General features: G+C 73.5%; 19 protein-coding genes, 1 pseudogene and 1 riboswitch. Of the genes and pseudogenes, 5 read left to right on the plus strand and 15 right to left on the minus strand.

The window, feature by feature from the left end; genetic code table 11:
* Positions 1-61: 61 nt before the first annotated feature.
* Positions 62-2,143 carry an FUSC family protein gene (locus tag ACIRS4_RS07785; RefSeq protein WP_404191541.1) on the minus strand — a complete coding sequence of 694 codons (2,082 nt, stop codon included), beginning with the start codon at positions 2,141-2,143 and terminating at the stop codon, positions 62-64.
* 288 nt (positions 2,144-2,431) lie between these two features.
* On the opposite strand from ACIRS4_RS07785, the gene ACIRS4_RS07790 reads away from it, so the two are divergent.
* Positions 2,432-3,889, plus strand: coding sequence for a LamG domain-containing protein (locus ACIRS4_RS07790; RefSeq protein WP_404191544.1), 1,458 nt, complete (start codon positions 2,432-2,434; stop codon positions 3,887-3,889).
* A 66-nt stretch (positions 3,890-3,955) separates the two neighbouring features.
* Here ACIRS4_RS07790 and ACIRS4_RS07795 read toward each other — a convergent pair whose 3' ends face one another.
* The 5 genes from ACIRS4_RS07795 to ACIRS4_RS07815 form a co-directional block, all read right to left on the minus strand.
* Positions 3,956-4,642, minus strand: coding sequence for a uracil-DNA glycosylase (locus ACIRS4_RS07795; protein WP_404191546.1), 687 nt, complete (start codon positions 4,640-4,642; stop codon positions 3,956-3,958).
* A 34-nt stretch (positions 4,643-4,676) separates the two neighbouring features.
* Positions 4,677-5,150 carry a DoxX family protein gene (locus ACIRS4_RS07800; protein WP_404191549.1) on the minus strand — a complete coding sequence of 158 codons (474 nt, stop codon included), beginning with the start codon at positions 5,148-5,150 and terminating at the stop codon, positions 4,677-4,679.
* A 90-nt stretch (positions 5,151-5,240) separates the two neighbouring features.
* Positions 5,241-5,930, minus strand: coding sequence for a class I SAM-dependent methyltransferase (locus tag ACIRS4_RS07805; RefSeq protein ID WP_404191552.1), 690 nt, complete (start codon positions 5,928-5,930; stop codon positions 5,241-5,243).
* Positions 5,931-5,998: 68 nt separating this feature from the next.
* Positions 5,999-6,556, minus strand: coding sequence for a hypothetical protein (locus ACIRS4_RS07810; protein ID WP_404192099.1), 558 nt, complete (start codon positions 6,554-6,556; stop codon positions 5,999-6,001).
* A gap of 19 nt (positions 6,557-6,575) precedes the next feature.
* The gene (locus tag ACIRS4_RS07815; protein ID WP_404192102.1) at positions 6,576-6,716 is read right to left on the minus strand and encodes an acyltransferase domain-containing protein; all 141 of its coding nucleotides are present in this window, start codon (positions 6,714-6,716) and stop codon (positions 6,576-6,578) included.
* Positions 6,717-6,864: 148 nt separating this feature from the next.
* On the opposite strand from ACIRS4_RS07815, the gene ACIRS4_RS07820 reads away from it, so the two are divergent.
* Positions 6,865-7,131 carry a DUF6343 family protein gene (locus ACIRS4_RS07820; RefSeq protein ID WP_404191555.1) on the plus strand — a complete coding sequence of 89 codons (267 nt, stop codon included), beginning with the start codon at positions 6,865-6,867 and terminating at the stop codon, positions 7,129-7,131.
* A 44-nt stretch (positions 7,132-7,175) separates the two neighbouring features.
* On the opposite strand, the gene ACIRS4_RS07825 is transcribed toward ACIRS4_RS07820, so the two are convergent.
* The 4 genes from ACIRS4_RS07825 to rpsA all read right to left on the minus strand — a co-directional run bounded on the left by ACIRS4_RS07825 (position 7,176) and on the right by rpsA (position 10,952).
* Positions 7,176-7,556, minus strand: coding sequence for a tetratricopeptide repeat protein (locus tag ACIRS4_RS07825; RefSeq protein ID WP_356684479.1), 381 nt, complete (start codon positions 7,554-7,556; stop codon positions 7,176-7,178).
* An 81-nt stretch (positions 7,557-7,637) separates the two neighbouring features.
* Entirely contained in the window at positions 7,638-8,240 is a 603-nt protein-coding gene (coaE, locus tag ACIRS4_RS07830) for a dephospho-CoA kinase (protein WP_404191559.1), read from the minus strand.
* A 96-nt stretch (positions 8,241-8,336) separates the two neighbouring features.
* A complete protein-coding gene (locus ACIRS4_RS07835; protein WP_404191561.1) occupies positions 8,337-9,275 on the minus strand; it encodes a PAC2 family protein in 939 nt (312 codons plus the stop codon).
* Positions 9,276-9,455: 180 nt separating this feature from the next.
* Positions 9,456-10,952: a 30S ribosomal protein S1 gene (rpsA, locus tag ACIRS4_RS07840; RefSeq protein ID WP_130437310.1), complete on the minus strand. Its 1,497-nt coding sequence runs from the start codon at positions 10,950-10,952 to the stop codon at positions 9,456-9,458.
* A 365-nt stretch (positions 10,953-11,317) separates the two neighbouring features.
* On the opposite strand from rpsA, the gene ACIRS4_RS07845 reads away from it, so the two are divergent.
* Positions 11,318-12,130 carry a class I SAM-dependent methyltransferase gene (locus tag ACIRS4_RS07845; protein ID WP_404192105.1) on the plus strand — a complete coding sequence of 271 codons (813 nt, stop codon included), beginning with the start codon at positions 11,318-11,320 and terminating at the stop codon, positions 12,128-12,130.
* A 76-nt stretch (positions 12,131-12,206) separates the two neighbouring features.
* Positions 12,207-14,750, plus strand: coding sequence for an ATP-dependent helicase HrpB (hrpB, locus tag ACIRS4_RS07850; RefSeq protein ID WP_404191564.1), 2,544 nt, complete (start codon positions 12,207-12,209; stop codon positions 14,748-14,750).
* Here the strand turns inward: hrpB and ACIRS4_RS07855 are convergent.
* The 3 genes from ACIRS4_RS07855 to ACIRS4_RS07865 form a co-directional block, all read right to left on the minus strand.
* Positions 14,740-14,880, minus strand: a complete 141-nt coding sequence (locus ACIRS4_RS07855) for a hypothetical protein (RefSeq protein WP_404191567.1) — start codon at positions 14,878-14,880, stop codon at positions 14,740-14,742. The two genes, hrpB and ACIRS4_RS07855, sit on opposite strands and share 11 nt — an antisense overlap.
* Positions 14,863-14,983, minus strand: a riboswitch (Fluoride riboswitch). It overlaps the preceding gene by 18 nt.
* Before the next feature lie 770 nt (positions 14,984-15,753).
* A complete protein-coding gene (locus tag ACIRS4_RS07860; protein WP_404191570.1) occupies positions 15,754-15,888 on the minus strand; it encodes an SPW_0924 family protein in 135 nt (44 codons plus the stop codon).
* Positions 15,889-16,083: 195 nt separating this feature from the next.
* Complete coding sequence (locus tag ACIRS4_RS07865) at positions 16,084-17,937, minus strand: lytic transglycosylase domain-containing protein (protein WP_404191573.1); 1,854 nt, start codon at positions 17,935-17,937, stop codon at positions 16,084-16,086.
* A 353-nt stretch (positions 17,938-18,290) separates the two neighbouring features.
* Here ACIRS4_RS07865 and ACIRS4_RS07870 point away from each other — a divergent pair, with 353 nt between their 5' ends.
* Positions 18,291-19,130, plus strand: a complete 840-nt coding sequence (locus ACIRS4_RS07870; RefSeq protein WP_404191576.1) for a DUF4184 family protein — start codon at positions 18,291-18,293, stop codon at positions 19,128-19,130.
* A gap of 87 nt (positions 19,131-19,217) precedes the next feature.
* Here ACIRS4_RS07870 and ACIRS4_RS07875 read toward each other — a convergent pair whose 3' ends face one another.
* The gene (locus ACIRS4_RS07875; RefSeq protein WP_404192107.1) at positions 19,218-19,607 is read right to left on the minus strand and encodes a hypothetical protein; all 390 of its coding nucleotides are present in this window, start codon (positions 19,605-19,607) and stop codon (positions 19,218-19,220) included.
* Between the two features lie 87 nt (positions 19,608-19,694).
* Positions 19,695-19,894, minus strand: a pseudogene (locus ACIRS4_RS07880) (hypothetical protein); the annotation flags it as partial.
* Positions 19,895-20,178 lie beyond the last annotated feature (284 nt).

Raw genomic sequence — 20,178 nt, forward strand, 5'->3', positions numbered from 1 at the left:
GTCACTTCGCGAACATGACGAGCACATTGCACACCGGAAAGATCACCCTTCGCGATCCGCCTCACACGGCGACGGCCGGCCCCTGCGGGCCTTCCACCGGCAGTCCGAGGCGGTCCCGGTGCGCCGACAGTTCCTCGAGCAGCTCGGCGAGTTGTCCGCTTTGTCGGCTGCTGAGGCTTCCGGTCTCATCGAGGTGGACGGCGCAGGCGGTGGTCGTGTCGACGAGCCGTTCGAGGAGAGCGGCGATCTCGTCGGCGCCCTCCGTGTGCCGGGCGAGCGCGGGAAGTTCGGCGGCGGAGAGGGCGATGGCGGTCCGGGCCTCGGCGAGCGTGCGGTAGGCCTCGCGGCGCAGGGTCCAGCGGACGGCGCGGACGTCGGAGCGGTCGGGGGCGTACAGGGCACTGCCGGAACTGTCGGTGCCGCCGGTGCTCGGGAGGGGGCGGGCGGCACCCGAGTGGTCGGTTCCGTAGGGGGTGTTGACGCCGTCGCGGGTGTCGGGGCCGTCGAGGACATGGACGAGGTAGGCGTGCGCGGCGGTCGCGGCGGCGGTGAGCCGGGCCTGCACCTGCCCACCGCGCTCCCCCGGCATCGGCAGGTGCCCCACGATCAGCACGATCGCGCAGGCGAGCAGGGTCTCCGTGATACGGCTGACGGAGGCCTGCGGTTCTCCGCCGACCATGACGAGGGCCAGGACGAGGACGGTGACGACGGAGGTCTGCGCGGCGAAGTGCCGGGTGGAGACCGGTACGAGCGCCCCACAGAGGGCGACCAGCGCCACGAGCCCCTCCGGGCGGGGCAACACGGCGGCGAACGCCGCGAAGAGCAGCGCGCCGAGGACGGTTCCGGCGGCCCTGCACAGCACCCGGGACACCAGCGGCCCGAGGTCGGGCTTGACCAGGAAGACGGCGGTGGCGGGCAGCCAGTACCAGTGCGTGTGCTGCCCGTACCAGTGCGAGTGGTACAGGCCCTGGGCGACGGCCGCGCTCGCCCCGAAGCAGAGGGCGACCCGCAGCCCGTACTCCCGTCCGCCGACCCCGAAGACGGTCCGCAGCAGGTCCCGCGCGCCGCGCCGCCGCGTGTGCAGATCGCCCCCGCCGCCCTGGTCGAAGGCGTCGGCGGCCCGCAACAGGGCGTCGTCCAGGGCCCGCAGTGCGGGTACCGACCGGGAGGGGGCGGGCAGCGGCCCGGTGGACGCGTTGCCGCGTACGGCGGCGGCGAGGCGGCGCGGGCCCTCGGAGGCCCGCTCGGTGAGGGGTTCGCCGGCCCAGGCGAGGGCGGTCGCCGCCTCCGCGAGGGGCAGCGCTGCGGCGTACTGCGCGTGCAGCCGCCGTTCGGCGGCGGAGCTGGCGTACCGCCGCAGCCGGGGCCCGGCCAGGGAGTCCTGCGCGTGGTCGAGGGCGGCGGTCAGGGCCGCGCGACGGGCGAGGGCGTCCTCGGTGCCGGTCGCGTCCAGCAGCTCGGCGACGGCGTCGTACACGGTGGCGACGGCGGCCCGCTCCCCGTCGAAACGGAAGTCGAGGCGGGAGCCGGGGCGGAATGCGCCGAGCCTTTCGTGGCGGGGCTCCCCCGGTCCTTGGGGCGCGCGGCGGAAGTCGCCGGCCAGCGCGCCGGGCGTGGGCAGGACGAGCCGCAGCACGAGCAGCCAGCCGGCCCCGGCGAGGAAGGCGAGGGCGCGCACCCAGCCGCTGTCGGGCAGCGGCATCCCGGCCCCGATCGCCGCGGCGACGAGGAGTTGGGTGCCGGCCCCCGAGGCGACCGGCCCGATCGCGCTGATCCCGCCGGCGAGCAGCCCCAGTCCGGTGAACACGAACGTCAGCGCGACCGCCCCGACGTGCTCGCCCGCGTACGTCCCGGCGAGCAGCCCGGCCGCTCCCGCCAGCGCGGGCGCCCCGAGCCGCCGCACCGAGGCGCGCCGGCTGCCGGGCCGGTCGTTGATGCCGGCGAGCATGGCGGCGACGGCGGCGACCACCCCGAGGGAGACCCGGTCGACGAGCACCGCGACCAGCAGCAGCGGTCCCGCGGCGAGCGCCCCGCGCACGACGGCGCTCCACGGCACGGGTCCGCGCTGCGCGCGCAGGGCGTGAGCGAGCCAGGGCGGCAGAGCGGCGCGTACGCGAACGGGAAGGGACGGGCGCGGGGACACGGAGCTCCTGTCGGTTCGAGGGCGGGGTGTGCCTTCGGGCGACGGCGACCGGGGCGGGGTGCTGAGCTGTGTATCCACGGTACGGCCCGAACCGCGGGAAACCAGGGCCGCTCACGTTGCGACGAGGTGACACCCGGCCCGAATCCCGTGTTCTTTATGAACGCAACTCCCCGCGGGGACGCTCCGGAAATCCGCAGGCCGACGCTCCTCGGAGGCCCTAGACTCGCTCGGCCCTTCGGGCACGGGTTCGAGGGGGATGACTCGGTGGACGGGATGGGGAGAAGCTGCATGGTCAGCAGACGTGGGCTGTTGAGTGGCGCCGCGCTCGTGGGGGCGGGCGCGATGACCGGAGTGCTGGGCGGGGCGGGGGCCGCCGTGGCCGACGCCCCGCTCGGCACCCCGTTCACGCCGGTCGGCGTACCGCACCTCGCGGAGGCGGAGCGGATGGTGCAGTACCAGCGGCTGCTCGCGGCCGGCTATCTGCCGGGCGGCCTGGCCGGGCACTGGCCGCTGGACGGCTCCGGCGCGGACCGCTCCGGGCTGGGCCGGCCCCTCACCCTCGGCGCGGGCGCGAGCTGGTCGGCCCTGCGGGCCGGCGGCGAACTGAGCCTCGACGGCGGCCATGCCGCCACCGCGTCCGTCCTGGACACCACGGCCCCCTTCACCGTCTCGGCCTGGGTCCGGCTCGCGAACGACGCCGCCCTGACGTCCATGCACACCGCGGTCAGTCAGGACGGGGCCGCCTGCAGCCGCTTCCTGCTCCAGTACGACGACAGCGCCGGCAAGTGGGCGTTCAAGGTCCGCGGCGAGGACCAGAGCGTCAAGATCTCCGCCTTGTCCGCCACCGCCCCCGAGCCGGGCCGGTGGACCCATCTGACGGGCGTCTGGGACGGCTCCCGCGTCCACCTGTACGTGAACGGCACCCTGGAGGGCAGCGCCGACGCGACCCTCTCCTGGGCCGCGTCCGAGGGCTTCAACGTGGGCCGGGCCCGCTGGAACGGCGCGTACGTGAACTTCTTCAAGGGGGCCGTGGACGACGTCCGCGCCTACGGCCGCGCGCTGAGCGCCCCCGAGGTCTTCCTCGTCAGCGGCCGGCAGGCGGCCGAGAACAACCGCTACCTGATCGGCTCCCCCTCGACCGTCACCTGGGGCACCCCCGACGACCTGACCAGCTGGATCGCCAAGGCCCGCTGTTCGTCCTTCGTCACCTGGGTGCTCCGGCACACCTACGGCTGGGCCTCAGACGCCTACTTCACCCAGTACTTCCAGGACCGGATCCCCGAGGCCGCCGACTACCGGCAGGCCTTCGCGGCCGGCACGGCGGGTCCGCGCTTCCAGCAGATCCGCAAGGTCACCGACCTCCAGCCGGGCGACCTCGTCGCGGTGGACTACCGGGGCGAGGTCGAGGGCAACACCGGCCACATCGTCATGGTCCGCGAGGTCAAGGGCGTCTTCACCGGGGTCGCGGACTTCGCCGGCGAGACGCAGTACGCCGTCGAGGTCGTCGACTGCACGGCCGAGCCGCACGGCGTGTACGCGCTGACCAACTACCCGAAGTATCCCGACACCCGCATGGTCAGCCTCGTGAAGGAGGAGAACCACGAGGGCGTCGGCATCGGTCACATGATGTTCTACGCCTCCCAAGCCACCGGGGAGTTCTCCCGGTACCGGTGGAGCGTCAACACCCACAAGGACAACGCCTACCCGGTCTCGCAGCGACCGCTCGCCGCAGCCCGCGTCGTCTGACCCTCCCGCGGACCGGCCACGGACGCGTCGGCGGCGGGACGGGCCCGGGTGAAAGCTCCCGTGCTCCTACGGCAGTCCCGCCGCTGTCGCCGCCGTCCGCAGGACGTCCCTCAGCATCTGCGGGGTGAGCCGCCCGGTGAAGGTGTTGCGCTGGCTCACATGGAAGCAGCCGAAGAGTTCGAGGCCTCCCAGCTCCACCCGCTTCCCATGGGCGAAGGCCGGTCGCGGGCGGGGCACGGACCAGCCCGCCTCGGTGAACGCCGGCAGCGCCGCCTGCCACCCGAACGCGCCGAGCACCACGACCGCCCGCAGCGTCGGCCGTAGCAGCCGCAGTTCCTGGACCAGCCAGGGCCGGCAGGTGTCCCGTTCCCCCGGGGTGGGCTTGTTGGCGGGCGGCGCGCAGTGCACCGGCGACGTCACGCGCACACCGTGCAGGGCCAGTCCGTCCCCTGCGGACACGGACGTCGGCTGCGAGGCGAGCCCCACGTCGTACAGCGCCCGGTAGAGGACGTCACCGGAGCGGTCTCCGGTGAACATGCGGCCGGTGCGGTTGCCTCCGTGCGCGGCCGGGGCGAGCCCGACGATCAGCAGACGGGCGTCGGGCGGACCGAAGCCGGGCACGGGGCGGCCCCAGTACGTCCAGTCCGCGAAGGCCGCCCGCTTGGTGCGGGCCACCTCCTCGCGCCAGTCCACCAGCCGGGGGCAGGCCCGGCAGCCCGTGACGCGCCGGTCCAGTTCGGCGAGGGCGTCCATGTCCCCACCGTACGGCCCCACCGCGCGGGACCGTTCACGCCCCGCGTCGCACGAGCCGCAGCAGATCGGTGTTGGAGCCGCGCCGCGTCCAGGCGATCAGGGCCAGGGGGACGAGCAGGATCAGCGGGGTCGCCGCGTTCTGCCCGTCGAACACGGCGACCTGCACGACGAACGCGCCCACCATCAGCGCGCCCAGCGCCACCGCCGCCACCGACTGCAGCACCGGCACCAACAGGGCCACCGCGCCGGCCAGTTCGAGGACGCCGATCGCGTACATGCCCGCGCTGCCCCAGCCCATCTCCTCGAAGGCCTCGGACGCCGTCGGATGGGCGATCAGCTTCGGCAGCGCGCTCGCGATCCCGTAGAAGAGGGCGAGCAGCACCTGCAGTCCGCGCAGCGCGATCCGGGCGGCCCGAGGCCGGCCGGTGGTCCCGGAGACGACGGAACCGGAGGAGGCGGTGGGAGCGGGGGAAACGGCGGAGGGAAGCGAAGCGGGGGTCTCGGACATGGGGGTCTCCTGTTGGGAAGCGGTCCGTCGTGCTGTCACGGAGGTAGACCGGCCCCTCGCCCCGAACTCATCGCCGCCGGGCGACTCCTTTCACTCCGCCCGCGCCGCCGGCACCGCCCGCACCCAGATCCGGTCCTCCGTCAGATACCTGTCCACTCTCAGTCCCGCCTCCTTCAGCGCGTCCTCGAACTGTTCCCGGGTCAGCGGCCGGGAGCGGAAGGTCTGCGTCCAGACCGCGTCCGGGAACACGTACTCGGCGCGCACGGTGTTGACCCCATCGCCGACGGGCTCGGCGGAGACGATGCGCAAGACGAACCCGGTCGGATCGACGCGCTCACGGGGCAGGTCGGTGTGGTAGTCCTCGCCCTCCCGCTGGATCAGCACGCAGCCGCCGTCGGCGACGTGCCGCGCACAGGTGCGCAGCAATCCCCGCCGCACCTCGGCGTCCCCGGTGTGCACGAGGAACGACGCGAGCATCACCACGTCGAACCTCTCCCCCAGGTCGAGTCCCTCGATGGGGCCGCATATCGTGCGCGCCCCTCGGACCCGGTCCAGCATCTCGGGGGACTCGTCCACAGCGGTGACCGTGAAACCGCGCTCAACCAGCGCGTGGGTCACACGCCCGACGCCGCTGCCCAGCTCCAGGATGTGCGCCCCGGCCGGGACCGCCGCGGCGATGATGTCGGGTTCGTCCCGCACGGGCAGCCGGCTGTAGAGCTCCACCGCGCAGCCGTCCGGAGTGATGGCCCCAGGGCCCGTCCCGTCGTGCCCCTCACGCATTTCGAGTGTCATACCCGCCCAACGCCCCGCCCCCGACGCGGCGTTCCCCGTCGCGCGCCGATCACTCGTCAGAGGGACAGCCACCCCGTTCTGACGTACCAGTGCTCCCCGTACCGCAGATGGCCGAGGACCGCCCGTTGCAGGACGGTCCGGCGCGGGAGCCGCTCCAGCGGCACGTCGGTGGTGCCGAAGACGAAGCGGACGGGCGTCATGTCCTCCGGCTCGGCCGGCTCCTCGCCCAGTTGGAACCGCTCCTGGAAGCGGACGATGTTGGAGTCATCGGGCAGGTACCGCTTCAGCTGAGGGTCGAGCAGCCAGGAGGCGCAGGTCGCCACGGAGCAGGGCTCCTCGGCGTGGTGGCGGGCGAAGAAGTCCCGGGCAAGGGCCAGGGAGCGGTCGCAGGCACGCGGGGACAACGGGCCCATGAAGTCGGGCACGTGGACGCTCAAGGCGGGGTCGTCAAGCCCGGGCGCGAGGCCGGCCGCCGCGATCGAGTCGCTCGTGCGCCCATCGATCCGGGAGCGCTGGAACTGCAGCCGTCCCAGTTGGTACAGCTCACCCCGCAGGTGCAGGGACAGCCAGCGGGCCGACAGAATGCCGCCCGTGCCGTGCCACCGGCGGTGCAGCGGGACGGCGCGGCCGACGTCAGGCGAGCGTGCGCCGGGAGACCTCCTCCGGGACGCCCAGCTTCCGGTGGTGGGCGCGGGCGTGGGGCAGCGCGCCGACCAGCACGTACAGCGGGAAGAACCGGGCGAGGGCTCCGGACGCGCCGGGGAGGCCGGGCACGTCGGCTCCACCACGGTTTCCGCGCCGTCGCCCCGCGGGCCCGCCCGCGACGCAGCAGCACGGATCTGACTCCCCTCTTCGCGATCACCGCCTCTTCTGGAGAACGCCCGAGCCGAAGAGTACGTTTCATAGGAGGAGTGATGATCCGATGCGTACAGGCAGTGAGCCGACGACGGCGCGCAGTCCGCTGAGGATGCGGTTGTGGCTGACCGTGTGGGGGCTGCTCTGGGCGGCCTTCGGCACGGTCGCGTTCGCGCTCGCCGGGCGGGCCGGATGGGCCGCCGCCTGCGGGGTGCTGTGGCTGGTGATCACCGTCGACCTGGCGATGATCGTGCGGCATCTCCGCCAGGGGCCCCACTACCAGCCGGGCCGCGACGTCCCGCCGTACACGCCGCCGGAACACCGGCATCCGTGACACGACACCGTCCGGCGGGCGGCGAGGGCCCGCGCCGGGGGCCCTCAGGAGTCGAAGCGCGCCGCTTTCAGGTACTGCGGGTTGGGGTCGAGCGCGGCGGCCAGCCGGAAGTGACGTTTGGCCTGGTCGCTCCGCCCCTGCCGCTCGTAGGTGCGGGCGAGCGCGAAGTGCGCGAACGCGTTGTCCGGCTCGCGCTCCAGGACGATCGTGAACTCGAGCTCGGCGGGCCGCAGTTGAGCGGCGGCGAAGAAGGCACGCGCGCGCAGCAGCCGGGCCGCCGTGTTCTCGGGGTAGGCGGCGATGACGCCGTCGAGCAGCTTCACCGCGCCCCGCGGGTCCCGTGCGGCGAGCAGTTGCTCGGCGGCACGGAAGTCGATGACATGCGTCTCCGGAGTTCGTCCGGTCGAACCGCTGGTTTCGGGCACGGAAAATTCCTTCCCTCGCTGCACGCGTTCAACGCGTCGGGGGACCGGCGCTATTCCGGGGGCCGCGGGCCGGGAGAAACCTCAGGCGGCGCGTGCCCGGCGCTCCAGGTCGGCCCACACGTCCTTCACGCGCGCTTCCAGCTCGGCCAGCGGTACGTCGTTGTCGATGACGACGTCGGCGATCTCCCGGCGCTGCTCGCGCGTCGCCTGGGCCGCCATGCGTGCGCGTGCGTCGTCCTCGGTCATGCCGCGCAGACGGACCAGGCGGTCGAGCTGGGTCTCGGGGGCCGCGTCGACGACCACCACGACGTCGTAGAGGGCTGCGAGGCCGTTCTCGGTGAGGAGCGGGACGTCGTGGACGACGACGGCGTCCTCGGGCGCGGCGGCCTGAAGTTCGGCGGAGCGGGCTCCCACCAGGGGGTGCACGACGGCGTTGAGCGCGGCGAGCTTGTCCGGGTCGGCGAAGACGAGGGAGCCGAGCCGGGGGCGGTCGAGGCTGCCGTCCGCCGCGAGCACGCCCTCCCCGAAGGTCTCGACGATCGCGGCGAGGCCCGGTGTGCCGGGCGCGACGACCTCGCGCGCGATGCGGTCCGCGTCGATGAGCACGGCCCCGCACTCCACCAGCAGCCGTGACACCTCGCTCTTGCCGGCGCCGATGCCCCCGGTCAGGCCCACTGTCAGCATGTCGTGCAGCTTACGGCCTGCCACCGGCAGCCCGCCCGGCGCTCCCGGCATCCGCCTCCGCGCCGGCCCCGCCCGCACCGCCGCGCCGGGCGGGGCTCAGCCCTCGCCCTCCCGCTCCGCGAGGAACTTCTCGAACTCCCGTCCGATCTCGTCCGCCGAGGGGATGTCGACGGGCTCGGCGAGCATGTTGCCCCGGGTCTCGGCGCCCGCGGCGGCGTCGTACTGGTGCTCCAGGCCCTGGACCAGGGCGGTGAGCTCGTCGTCGCCCTCCTGGATCTGGCGGTCGATCTCGGTCTGGGTGCGGTGGGCCTCGTTGCGCAGGGAGTGCGCGATGCCCGGCAGGACCAGCCCGGTGGCGGCGGTGAGCGCCTCCACGACGGTGAGGGCGGCGTCCGGGTAGGGGGAGCGGGCGATGTAGTGGGGGACATGCGCGGCGATGCCGAGGACGTCGTGGCCGGCTTCCATCAGGCGGTACTCGACGAGCGCCTCCGCGCTGCCGGGGACCTGAGCCTCGTCGAAGGGGCTGCGATGGCCAGGGACGAGGTCCGTGCGGTTGCCGTGCGGGGTGAGCCCGACGGGGCGAGTGTGCGGGACGCCCATGGGGATGCCGTGGAAGTTCACGGACAGGCGCACGCCGAGCCGCTCGACGATCTGCCGGACGGCGACGGCGAAGCGCTCCCACTCCACGTCCGGCTCGGGGCCGGACAGCACCAGGAAGGGGGCGCCGGTGGTGTCCTGGACGAGCCGCACCTCGATGGCGGGCTCCTCGTAGTCGGTCCACCGGTCGCGCTTGAACGTCAGCAGCGGGCGGCGGGCCCGGTAGTCCACCAGCCGGTCGTGGTCGAAGCGGGCGACGACCTGGTGGGGCAGCGCGTCGAGGATCCCGTCGACGATCTGCTCGCCGGTCTCCCCCGCGTCGATGTATCCGTCGAAGTGGTAGAGCATGACCAGTCCGGCCGACTCCTGGGCGAGCGCCATGTCGACGACGGCCAGCCCCTTCGGCTCCCATGCGTACAAACCCTGCGGATCAAGCACTTGGACCGCTCCTCCTCGTGTTCCCTCTTCTCAACACGCGTGAGGACAGGGGCATTCCCACTTCGGCCCATGATCACGTGGATCCGTCCCCGGCGCGGGCGCGTTCCCTTCGGCAACGGCTGAGGGGCCGTACCCCGGAAGGTACGGCCCCTCAGTCAGGAGCTGGTGCTCAGTCGGACGTCAGCTCTGACCGCCGGCGAGCTTCTCGCGCAGAGCGGCGAGCGCCTCGTCCGAGGCGAGCGCACCGGAGGTGTCCGCGCCCTCGGAGGAGTACGAACCGCCACCGGCGGCCGGAGCCGCACCGGCCGCTTCGCCGCCCTCGGCAGCGGCCTTCTCGTCCGCCTCGCGGGACTTGATGACCTGCTGCTGGTGCTGCTCGAAGCGGGTCTGCGCCTCGGCGTACTGGTGCTCCCACGCCTCGCGCTGGGTCTCGTAGCCCTCGAGCCAGTCGTTGGTCTCGGGGTCGAAGCCCTCGGGGTAGATGTAGTTGCCCTGGTCGTCGTAGGACGCGGCCATGCCGTACAGGGTCGGGTCGAACTCGACCGTGGACGGGTCGGCGCCGAAGGCCTCGTTGGCCTGCTTCAGCGAGAGGCTGATGCGGCGACGCTCGAGGTCGATGTCGATGACCTTGACGAAGATCTCGTCGTTGACCTGGACGACCTGCTCCGGGATCTCCACGTGGCGCTCGGCCAGCTCGGAGATGTGGACCAGACCCTCGATGCCCTCGTCCACGCGGACGAACGCACCGAACGGAACCAGCTTCGTGACCTTGCCGGGCACGACCTGGCCGATCTGGTGGGTGCGGGCGAACTGCTGCCACGGGTCTTCCTGGGTCGCCTTCAGCGACAGGGAGACGCGCTCGCGGTCCATGTCGACGTCGAGGACCTCGACCGTGACCTCCTGGCCGACCTCGACGACCTCGGAGGGGTGGTCGATGTGCTTCCAGGACAGCTCGGAGACGTGGACCAGACCGTCGACGCCACCCAGGTCCACGAAGGCACCGAAGTTGACGATCGAGGAGACCACACCGGAACGGACCTGACCCTTCTGGAGGGTCGTGAGGAACGTCTGGCGGACCTCGGACTGGGTCTGCTCCAGCCAGGCACGGCGGGACAGGACCACGTTGTTGCGGTTCTTGTCCAGCTCGATGATCTTGGCCTCGAGCTCCTTGCCCACGTAGGGCTGGAGGTCGCGGACGCGGCGCATCTCGACCAGGGAGGCCGGGAGGAAGCCACGGAGGCCGATGTCGAGGATGAGACCACCCTTGACGACCTCGATGACGGTACCGGTGACGATCCCGTCCTCTTCCTTGATCTTCTCGATGGTGCCCCAGGCACGCTCGTACTGGGCGCGCTTCTTCGAGAGGATCAGGCGGCCTTCCTTGTCCTCCTTCTGGAGGACAAGGGCCTCGATCTCGTCACCGACGGCGACGACCTCGTTGGGGTCGACGTCGTGCTTGATCGAGAGCTCGCGGCTCGGGATCACACCTTCGGTCTTGTAACCGATGTCGAGCAGGACCTCGTCCCGGTCGACCTTCACGATGACGCCGTCGACGATGTCGCCGTCGTTGAAGTACTTGATCGTCTCGTCGATCGCGGCGAGGAAGGCTTCCTCGTTACCGATGTCGTTGACCGCAACCTGCGGGGTGGTGGCGGTGGTCTCGGTGCTGCTCGTCATGTGGGAAAGGGCTCCGGTACGGACATTGAGTCGTAGGTACTGCTACGCCGGGAGCCCGTATCGCTCTGAAGAAGCCGGACAGCCTAGGAAGCGCCCCACCGGTGAACCGGTGATGACGCCTCGACAACCGAGGGGACATACGACAGATGCGAGCGCAGCCTGCTACGTCTGAGGTGCGCAGGCCCGCAGCGCAACTTGTAGCATACGGGGGCAGCCGGGCAGGGTCAATGCACGAAGGCGCACACCCGGGGCAGAACGCCGCAATCCCGGCACAAGAAACGTCCTACGAGGCCGGCCGGGCCGGAAAGACCTCTTCCGCGACACCTCCCTGACGGGATGAACGGAAGAGTACGACGAGGGAGCAGATCATCCAAGAGCCCGATGCGTTCGAACCGGAAGCCACCCGGCGCGACTCCGGTGTCACGGAGAGTTCCCGCGCCAATCGCGGCTGGTGGGACCGGAACGCGGACGACTACCAGATCGAGCACGGCACCTTCCTGGGCGACGACCGCTTCGTGTGGTGCCCGGAAGGCCTCGACGAGGTGGAGGCCGAGCTGCTGGGCCCGGCCGAGGAGCTGAAGGGCAAGGAGGTGCTGGAGATCGGCGCCGGCGCCGCCCAGTGCTCGCGCTGGCTGGCCGCCCAGGGGGCCCGGCCCGTCGCCCTGGACCTCTCCCACCGCCAGCTCCAGCACGCGCTGCGCATCGGCGCGGCCTTCCCGCTGGTGTGCGCGGACGCGGGCGCGCTGCCCTTCGCGGACGCCTCCTTCGACCTGGCGTGCTCGGCGTACGGCGCGCTGCCGTTCGTGGCGGACCCCCGGCTGGTGCTGGGCGAGCTGCGCCGGGTGCTGCGCCCGGGCGGCCGTTTCGTCTTCTCCGTCACGCATCCGGTCCGCTGGGCCTTCCCCGACGAGCCCGGCCCCGAGGGGCTGTCGGTGTCCGCCTCCTACTTCGACCGCACGCCCTACGTCGAGCAGGGCGAAGACGGCCACGCCGTGTACGTCGAGCACCACAGGACGCTCGGCGACCGCGTCCGCGACATCGTGGCGTCCGGCTTCCGCCTGGTCGACCTGGTCGAGCCGGAGTGGCCGTCCTGGAACACCTCGGAGTGGGGCGGCTGGTCCCCGCTGCGCGGGAACCTGATCCCGGGCACGGCGATCTTCGTGTGCGAACGGGACTAGAGCGGCTCTCCCGATACCTCCGCACGCGCGCGTGCGGAGGTATGGGGCGCTCTGCCGGTCGTACGACACTGGGGGCGTGATCCGTGACGACGCCCTGGACGCGCTGCCCGTGCGGGCCGCCCTGCCCGCCCTGACCGACGCCCTGGACGGGCCCGGCGTCGCCGTGCTGGCCGCGCCCGCGGGCACCGGCAAGACGACTCTGGTGCCGCTCGCGCTGGCGGGCCTGCTGGGCGGGTCGCCGGACCGGCGGGTCGTGGTGGCCGAGCCCCGGCGGATCGCGGCGCGGGCCGCGGCCCGGCGGATGGCATGGCTGCTGGGCGAGCGGCCCGGCGACGGCGTCGGATACACCGTGCGCGGGGAACGTGTCGTCGGGCGGCACACACGCGTGGAGGTCGTCACCACCGGCGTGCTGGTGCAGCGCCTTCAGCGCGACCAGGAGCTGACCGGCGTCGACGTCGTCATGCTCGACGAGTGCCACGAGCGGCATCTGGACGCGGACACGGCGGCCGCGTTCCTGTGCGACGTACGGGCGGCCCTGCGCCCCGAGCTGCGGCTGGTGGCGGCGTCGGCGACGACGGACACCGCGGGGTGGGCCGAGCTGCTGGGCGGTGCGCCGGTGGTGGAGGCGCACGGGGCGTCGTACGACGTCGAGGTGGTCTGGGCGCCTCCGGCCCGACCGCTGCGCCCGCCGCACGGGATGCGCGTCGATCCGGCACTGCCGGCGCATGTGGCGTCGGTGGTGCGGCGGGCGCTGGCCGAGCGGCCCGGGGACGTGCTGTGCTTCCTGCCCGGCGTCGGGGAGATCGCCCGGGTGGCGGGGCTGCTCGGGGGCCTGGACGGGGTCGACGTGCTCCAGGTGCACGGGCGGGCGCCGGCGGCCGTGCAGGACGCGGTGCTGGCGCCGGGCGTGCGACGCCGGGTGGTGCTGGCCACCTCGGTGGCGGAGTCCTCGCTGACGGTCCCCGGGGTGCGGGTGGTCGTCGACTCGGGGCTGGCGCGGGAGCCGCGGGTGGACCACGCGCGCGGGCTGAGCGCGCTGACGACCGTGCGGGCCTCCCAGGCGGCCGGGCGGCAGCGGGCCGGGCGCGCGGGGCGTGAGGCGCCGGGGACGGTGTACCGCTGCTGGACGGAGGCGGAGGACACGCGTCTGCCGCGCTTCCCCTCCCCCGAGATCAAGGTGGCCGATCTGGCGGCGTTCGCCCTTCAGGCGGCCTGCTGGGGCGATCCCGACGCTTCGGGGCTCGCGCTGCTGGACCCGCCGCCGGGCGGGGCGATGGCGGCGGCGCGGCGTCTGCTGACGGCGGTGGGGGCTGTGGGCGGCGACGGCCGGGCCACGGACCGCGGGATGCGGCTGTCCCGTCTGGGCCTGCACCCGCGGTTGGGCCGTGCCCTGTTGGACGGGGCCGCGTTCGTGGGGGCCGAGCGGGCGGCGGAGGTGGTCGCCCTGCTGAGCGAGGAGGCTCCGCGGGAGTACGGCGACGATCTCGCCGCCGCCCTGCGCCGCGCCCGGCGCGGAGGCGACGCCTACGCGGGGAGGTGGCGTGCGGAGGTGCGGCGACTGGGGTCCGTCGCCGCCGCGGAGGACTCCGGCGGGCCCGCTGACGGCCCCTCGCCGGCCGGTGTCGTGAGGCCGGGTCAGGGCGTCCGGGACGATCAGGTGGCCGGGCTGGTGGCCGCCCTCGCGTTCCCGGAGCGGATCGCGAGGCTGGACGGCGGGTCGTACCTGATGGTCTCCGGCACCCGGTGCGAGGTGCCCGACGGGTCCCCGCTGCGGGGCGTCGCCTGGCTCGCCGTGGCCGTCGCCGACCGGCCCCTCGGCAAGGGGCACGCACGCGTGCAGCTCGCGGCGGCGGTCGACGAGGACATGGCGCGCTCCGCGGCCGGCGCGCTGCTCGACGCGCGGGAGGAGGTCCACTGGGCCGAGGGGGACGTCGTCGCGCGGCGCGTGGAGCGGCTCGGCGCGGTGGAGCTCGCGGCCCGTCCGCTGAAGGACGCCGACGGGGCTCTCGTCCGCGAGGCGCTTGTCGAAGGGCTGCGGCGGGAGCGGTTCAGGTTGCTGCGCTGGTCCGCGGAGGCGGAGGGCCTGCGGCAGCGGCTGGCGTTCCTGCGGCTGCACCTGGGCGAGCCGTGGCCCGACATGGCCGACGCGTCGCTGCACGCGCGTGCGGGTGAATGGCTGGAGCCGGAGCTGAGCCGGGCCCGGCGGCGCGCCGATCTCGCGCGGATCGACGCCGGGCAGGCGCTGGCCCGGCTGCTGCCGTGGGCGTCGGGCGAGGCGGCGCGGCTGGAGGAGCTGGCGCCCGAGCGGATCACCGTGCCCAGCGGATCCAGCATCCGGATCGACTACGGCGATCCCGAGCGGCCCGTGCTCGCCGTCAAGCTGCAGGAGATGTTCGGCCTCCAGGAGTCGCCGCGTGTCGCGGGGGTGCCGCTGCTGGTGCACCTGCTCTCGCCCGCGGGACGACCGGCGGCCGTCACGGCGGACCTCGCCTCGTTCTGGAAGGACGGCTACCACGGCGTACGGGCGGAACTGCGCGGCCGGTACCCGAAACATCCGTGGCCGCAGGACCCGGCCGGCGCCGAGCCGACCCGGCACACCAACGCGCGGCTCAGGCGGTGACCGGCTCCGGTTCGGCGGGCTCCTCGGGCGCGGACTCGCCGGGGCGGCGGCCGCGGGCCTCCAGCCAGAGGGCGAGGGCCAGCAGGGCCGCGCCGAGGAGCAGGAAGCCCCAGGGCAGGTAGGACGTCATCAGCAGGACGACGGTGCGGTTGGCCTTGACGAGGTCGACGGTGTGCTCGATGTAGTCCTCGCGCATCTTCACGTGCCCGGCGAACGCCGTCACCCGTTCGCGGTCGCCGAGCAGGGTGCCGCCGCGCAGTTCCTCCTTGTGGATCTCCTCGCCGTAGACGGGCGCGCCGGTGAGGGGTTCGACCCAGAACCTGCGAACGGTGGTGTACCAGCGGGTGGTGCCGGTCGCGGCGACGGTCTCGGGGGTGATGCCGGCGACCGGCATGGTCTTGGGCATGGGGACCTTGGTCCACGGGATGGTCTGCTCGAAGTAGTAGACCTCCACGCCGCGGAAGTCCTGGGTGCCCTTGTAGTGGATGGGGGCGGTGATCCTGGCCTGTGCGTCGAAGTACTCGTAGTCCCGCTTCTCCGTCAGGAACGGCCACTTGAACTCCAGTCCCTCGCGTCGGACGGGGTCGCCGTCGACCGCCTCGCCGGGGGCGTGCACGGGTTCCTGGGTGTGGGCGTCGAAGATGTAGCGCTCGGGGACCTTGGAGACCATCTTGCCGTCGGGTCCCTGCACGTAGGACAGGCCGTCCCAGACGACGACGTCCCGGCCGACCGTCTTCTCGATCCGCTCGGAGGCCTCCACGTCGCCCTTGAGGGTCTGGACGATGGTGACCTTGGGGACCGTGCGGGCGGTCATGGTGCCGTAGTCCAGGAGGGTGGCGTCGCGCGCCTCCAGGACCATGATCTGGTACTCCCCGGCGGGGATCTTGGCCAGGCGCGGGAAGGCGTACCAGCGCAGCAGCGGGGACAGCGCCGCGAAGAACACGGCGAGGGCGAGCAGGACCAGGCCGGCCTTGCGGCGCATCTCGGCCTCCCTCCCGGGCGGTCAGGGGTGTGGGGGCACCGTCGTCAGCATGGGTTCCGGGGAGGTCTGTCCGGCCGGAGCGCCCACGGCGGTGACGGCGAGGACCACGATGAGCGCGAGGACGAGGCCGGACGCGGCGGCGATCAGAGCGCGCATGCGGTCCTCCCGGGGTGTGCGGCGCGGCGCGGTGTGCCGCCTCACGCCGGTGTCGGCGCGAGAGAGCAGCGGACCTGATGGTGTGTCAGGTCGGGCACCGTAGCAACGGGGGGCCGAGATGAGAACACGTCGGACACGACGACGGCGCCCCGCTCGCAGAGAGGGGCGCCGTCGTCGGTGCCGGGGCGGGTGGCGTCAGGAGCCGGTCGACGCCGATCCCGAGGGGCTCGCCGAGGTGCTCCCGGAGGGCGTCGTCGAGGCGCCGCCGGAGGGGCTCGTCGAGGTGCCGCCGGACGGGTCCGGGGTGCCCTCCGAGGGGTCGGGGGTGCCCTCGGACGGGTCGGGGGTCGTCGGCGCGGGCGCCGTCACCGTGAGTTCGACGGTGAGGGTGGCGCCGCCGGTGGTGGTGACGCTCAGCAGGTACGTGCCGGCGTTGTCGTCGGCGTAGAGCTTCGGCAGCTTCAGCAGGCCGTCGGCGTCGGTGCGCAGGCCCGTCAGGCTGCGGACACGGTTGCCGGCGGCGTCCTTGAAGTAGGGGCCCTTGTCGTTCGCGGTCGTGCCGCCCGCCGCCGAGAGGGTGGCGGTGGCCGCGACCTTGCCCGCCGCGGCGCCCTTATAGGTGGCCTTCACCTCGACCTGGTCCGCGAACTCGCCGCCCGCGACGCAGGTCAGCGCGGTGCTGCTGGTGCGGGCCAGGGCGTCGGCGGCACGGGCGGCGACGGTGGCCGTGTACTGGAGGGCGGGGACCGTGCGGCCCACGACCGTGGCGCGCACGGTGAACGTCCCGGTCTTCTCGCCCGCCCGCAGCGCCGGGGCGACGGCGACACCGGCGCTGTCGGTCAGGACCGTGGCGACGCTCTCGCCGCCGGTGAAGGCGGCGTCGCCGCCGCCGGTGACGGTGAAGCGGATCCTGACCTTGCCGACGCCCTTGCCGGCCTTGGTCTCGGCCCGCGCGCTGATCTTCTCGCCGAACGCGTCGCCCGCCGTGGCGGTGAGCTTCGTCGTGCCCGCGGCCTCGAGGTGGTCGACGGTGTCGGTCGGAGTGGTGGGAGCGGGCGGGGTGGGCGGCTTGGTGGGCGGCTTCGTCGTACCGCCGCCGGGCTTCCCGGGCGGCTTGGGGCCGGCCGGGGGCGTCGTCGACGGCGGGGTGGTGGCCGACGGCGGAGTGGGCGACGGGGACCACGGGGAGGGGGTCGTACCGCTGCCGGCGCCGCCGTCGCTGCGGCTGCCCGGGAGCGCGCCGGTGCCGTCGGGGATCTCGTGGGTGCCCTTGCGGTAGTAGTCCAGCCACGACAGGACGGTGTTGTAGTACTCCGTCGATTTGTTGTAGCTGAGGATCGCCTTGCGCATGCCGGACGTGGTGGCCATGTCCCAGTCGTAGCGGCACAGGTAGTGCCCGGCGGCGAGCGCGGCGTCGTAGATGTTGTTGGGGTCCTTCTTGCCGTCGCCGTTGCCGTCGCGGCCGGCCCACGCCCAGGTGGACGGGATGAACTGCATGGGGCCAACGGCGCGGTCGAAGGTGGTGTCGTTGTCGTAGGCGCCGTCGTCGGTGTCGCTGATGTTGGCGAAGCCGACGCCGTTGAGGACCGGGCCGAGGATGGGCGACAAGGTGGTGCCGTCGGCGCTGACGCGGCCGCCGCCGGCCTGCCCGGACTCCACCTTCCCGATGGCGGCCAGGAGTTGCCAGGGCATGTTGCAGCCCGGCTTGGACGCCTTGAGGGCGTCCGCCGCCTTCTTGTAGGCATCCAGGACGGTCGCGGGGATGCCGGTCTCGCTGCCGCCGGCGCCGGTCGGGGTGGTGCCGGGGCTCTGGGCGGGCGAGGGGGCCGGGCTGTTCAGGGGCGGCAGGTCCGTGTAGTACGGCGAGTTGCCGGTGGCGCTGCCCTCGGTGGCGGAGTCTCCTGACGGAGCGTCGGCGGCGGTGCGTCCGCCCGGCGTGTCGGCCGTGACGTCCGGCGCCTGGGACGCCGCCAGAGCCGCGACCGCCAACGCGGCCACGGTGGTGTTGACCGCTCCCTTGCGCAGCCTGCTGCCGAAATGCGCCGACATGAAGTGAACCCCTCCCGTGGACACTCGAGCGCCCGTGTTCGTCTGTTTCGCCCGTCCTGGTGGGACGGCCTTGTTCCGCTCGCCCTGTTGGGACGATCAACTGCCTGAAACGGTTGCCCCCGCGGGGGGTATTCACCGTTTCGCCCTGCACTGCCCACTTCAGCTGTTCGACCCCGCTTCAGGCGAGGCGACCAGGTGACCCTACGACAACTTCTTTTGCACCGGCACCCGTTCGAACCCTCCATTCACCGAGTGCTCACGCCCGCGTGGGTTGTCGGAGGCTTCCCGCATACTGGTCGCAGCGTCGCACTCATGGCCGGCCGGTCCGGCAACGACCATCGCGGGGAGCCGGGTTGCCGTTCACGTTGAGTCATGCGGCCGCCGTGCTGCCCGCCATGCGCACCGACGGGAGCGGGCGCGGCCCGCTGGTGCCGTCCGTCCTCGTGGCGGGCTCCTTCGCCCCCGACATGACCTACTACGCGGCGAGCGTCCTGGACGGCGCGATGGAGTTCGGGGACGTCACCCACTCCTTCCCCGGCGTGTTCTCCGTCGACGTGATCATGGCCTGGGCGCTGGTGGCGCTGTGGCTGCTGGTGCGCGAGCCCCTCGTGGCGCTGCTGCCCAGGGCCCGTCAAGGCCGCACGGCCGCCCTGACGCGCTGCGGCGCGCCCCGCGCGCGGGTCGGCCCGGCCGTCCTGCTGCGGTGGTACGCGTCGGCGGTGCTCGGTGCGCTGACGCACGTGGTGTGGGACGCGTTCACCCATCTCGACCAGTGGGGCATGCGGCTGTTCCCGGTGCTGGGCGAGACGGTGGCGGGCTGGCCGCTGTACTGGTACCTGCAGTACGGCGGTTCGGCGGTCGCCGCGGTGGCGATCGCCGCGTTCCTGGCGTCCGCCCTGCGCCGGACACCGCCGGCCGAGCCGCTCGGCGTACCGGCGCTGTCCGCGCGGGACCGCTGGTGGGCGGGGGTCGTGATCGGCGGCTGCGCGGTCGTCGCCGCGGTGCAACGGACGACGCGCTGGTGGGAGTACTGGGGGCCCCGGGCCGAACCGTACGAGATCGTTCCGACCCTGTGCTTCGGCACGGGCGCGGGCCTGCTCCTGGGCGTCCTCGCCTACGCCACCGCGGTACGCCTGCGCCGCCCGGCACCCCGGCAACAGACGCAGCGCGGGGAGGGAGTCGGCGTCAGCTGAGAGAGCGGCCGCGGCGACCGGCACGGCGACGACGCGCGACCGCCGCAGGCCGGCTGACGGGTGCGCCGGTGCGCCAGGGCGGCCGGGTCAGCGGTGACCGAGAGGGCTGTGACCCGGGGGCAGATCCACGATGAAGATCGTGAGGCGGCGGGCCGTGCGGGGCCTGATGCGTCCGCGCAGGGCGCTCAGGGCGCCGAGGGCGAGGGCGAGGTAGCCGCGGATCACGTCGGCCCGCGGCCGTCGCCGTGGGCTGACCCGGGCGAGGAGGCCGAGCCCCCGGCGCCCCAGCCGTACGGCCATGGAGGCCGCCTCCGCTACCAGGGCGACGGGGACACGGGGGCGGGCGGCGCCGGGCGCGAAGGCGGGCAGCGGTGGCCGCCCCCAGGGTCTCGCCCCCGGGCCGACCTGCGGCTTCGCGGCGGCCATGGCGTGCACGCGTGCGGGGGCCGTACGGCGGTGAAGCATGCGTATACCCATGGCGGCATCCTGACGGCCCGGCGTCCCGGGGGCGTTCTGACGGGGGCCGGCCGGGTGAGGCTCCCCGGGAGAGGGCAAGGGCGGCGGCGTCTCCTCGTAGCCGTCGTGGTCGCCGACCCGCACCCCGGCCTCGACGCCGCGGCCGTCCTCCAGGACGGAGCAGACCGCGTGACCGCCTCGAAAGCGGTAGCCGAGCCGGGGGCCCGGCCGTGCAGGAAACGCAGCTGCTTGAAGACGCCGCCCGCGAACTCCTCGACGGAGGAGGCCTCGGCGTCGAGCGCGGCGGGCGCGGGCCGCAGGGCGCGGTGCTGCACGGCCCGCCGGCGGTGGAGGCCTACGCGGAGCAGATCACACTGCGCCCGGGATCGGGGGCGCGCACGCCACGCGCGCGTGCCGGCCGCCGGGGCCGGCCGGCGGTCACGGGGTGTGCCGCGGGTCGTGACTCCAGCCGCGCGGCGGGAGGGCGCCTCCCCGGAGCCGCCCGTCGCCCCTGCGTCCGCCCGCCGTCCGCAGGGCGCGGGGGTGGCTGACTGCTCAACCCCCGAGCCTCCGGGTGAGACTCCCCCGCGGG

Origin of the sequence: Streptomyces sp. NPDC101166, assembly GCF_044768125.1 — a bacterium.
Classification (GTDB): domain Bacteria; phylum Actinomycetota; class Actinomycetes; order Streptomycetales; family Streptomycetaceae; genus Streptomyces.

What these genes read in the sequence shown, in the direction of transcription:
- ACIRS4_RS07790 (WP_404191544.1), top strand. Translation starts at nt 2,432, where the DNA reads ATGGTCAGCAGACGTGGGCTGTTGAGTGGCGCCGCGCTCGTGGGGGCG.
- ACIRS4_RS07795 (WP_404191546.1), bottom strand. Translation starts at nt 4,642, where the DNA reads ATGGACGCCCTCGCCGAACTGGACCGGCGCGTCACGGGCTGCCGGGCC.
- ACIRS4_RS07800 (WP_404191549.1), bottom strand. Translation starts at nt 5,150, where the DNA reads ATGTCCGAGACCCCCGCTTCGCTTCCCTCCGCCGTTTCCCCCGCTCCC.
- ACIRS4_RS07805 (WP_404191552.1), bottom strand. Translation starts at nt 5,930, where the DNA reads ATGCGTGAGGGGCACGACGGGACGGGCCCTGGGGCCATCACTCCGGAC.
- ACIRS4_RS07820 (WP_404191555.1), top strand. Translation starts at nt 6,865, where the DNA reads ATGCGTACAGGCAGTGAGCCGACGACGGCGCGCAGTCCGCTGAGGATG.
- coaE (WP_404191559.1), bottom strand. Translation starts at nt 8,240, where the DNA reads ATGCTGACAGTGGGCCTGACCGGGGGCATCGGCGCCGGCAAGAGCGAG.
- rpsA (WP_130437310.1), bottom strand. Translation starts at nt 10,952, where the DNA reads ATGACGAGCAGCACCGAGACCACCGCCACCACCCCGCAGGTTGCGGTC.
- ACIRS4_RS07855 (WP_404191567.1), bottom strand. Translation starts at nt 14,880, where the DNA reads ATGACGTCCTACCTGCCCTGGGGCTTCCTGCTCCTCGGCGCGGCCCTG.
- ACIRS4_RS07860 (WP_404191570.1), bottom strand. Translation starts at nt 15,888, where the DNA reads ATGCGCGCTCTGATCGCCGCCGCGTCCGGCCTCGTCCTCGCGCTCATC.
- ACIRS4_RS07865 (WP_404191573.1), bottom strand. Translation starts at nt 17,937, where the DNA reads ATGTCGGCGCATTTCGGCAGCAGGCTGCGCAAGGGAGCGGTCAACACC.
- ACIRS4_RS07875 (WP_404192107.1), bottom strand. Translation starts at nt 19,607, where the DNA reads ATGGGTATACGCATGCTTCACCGCCGTACGGCCCCCGCACGCGTGCAC.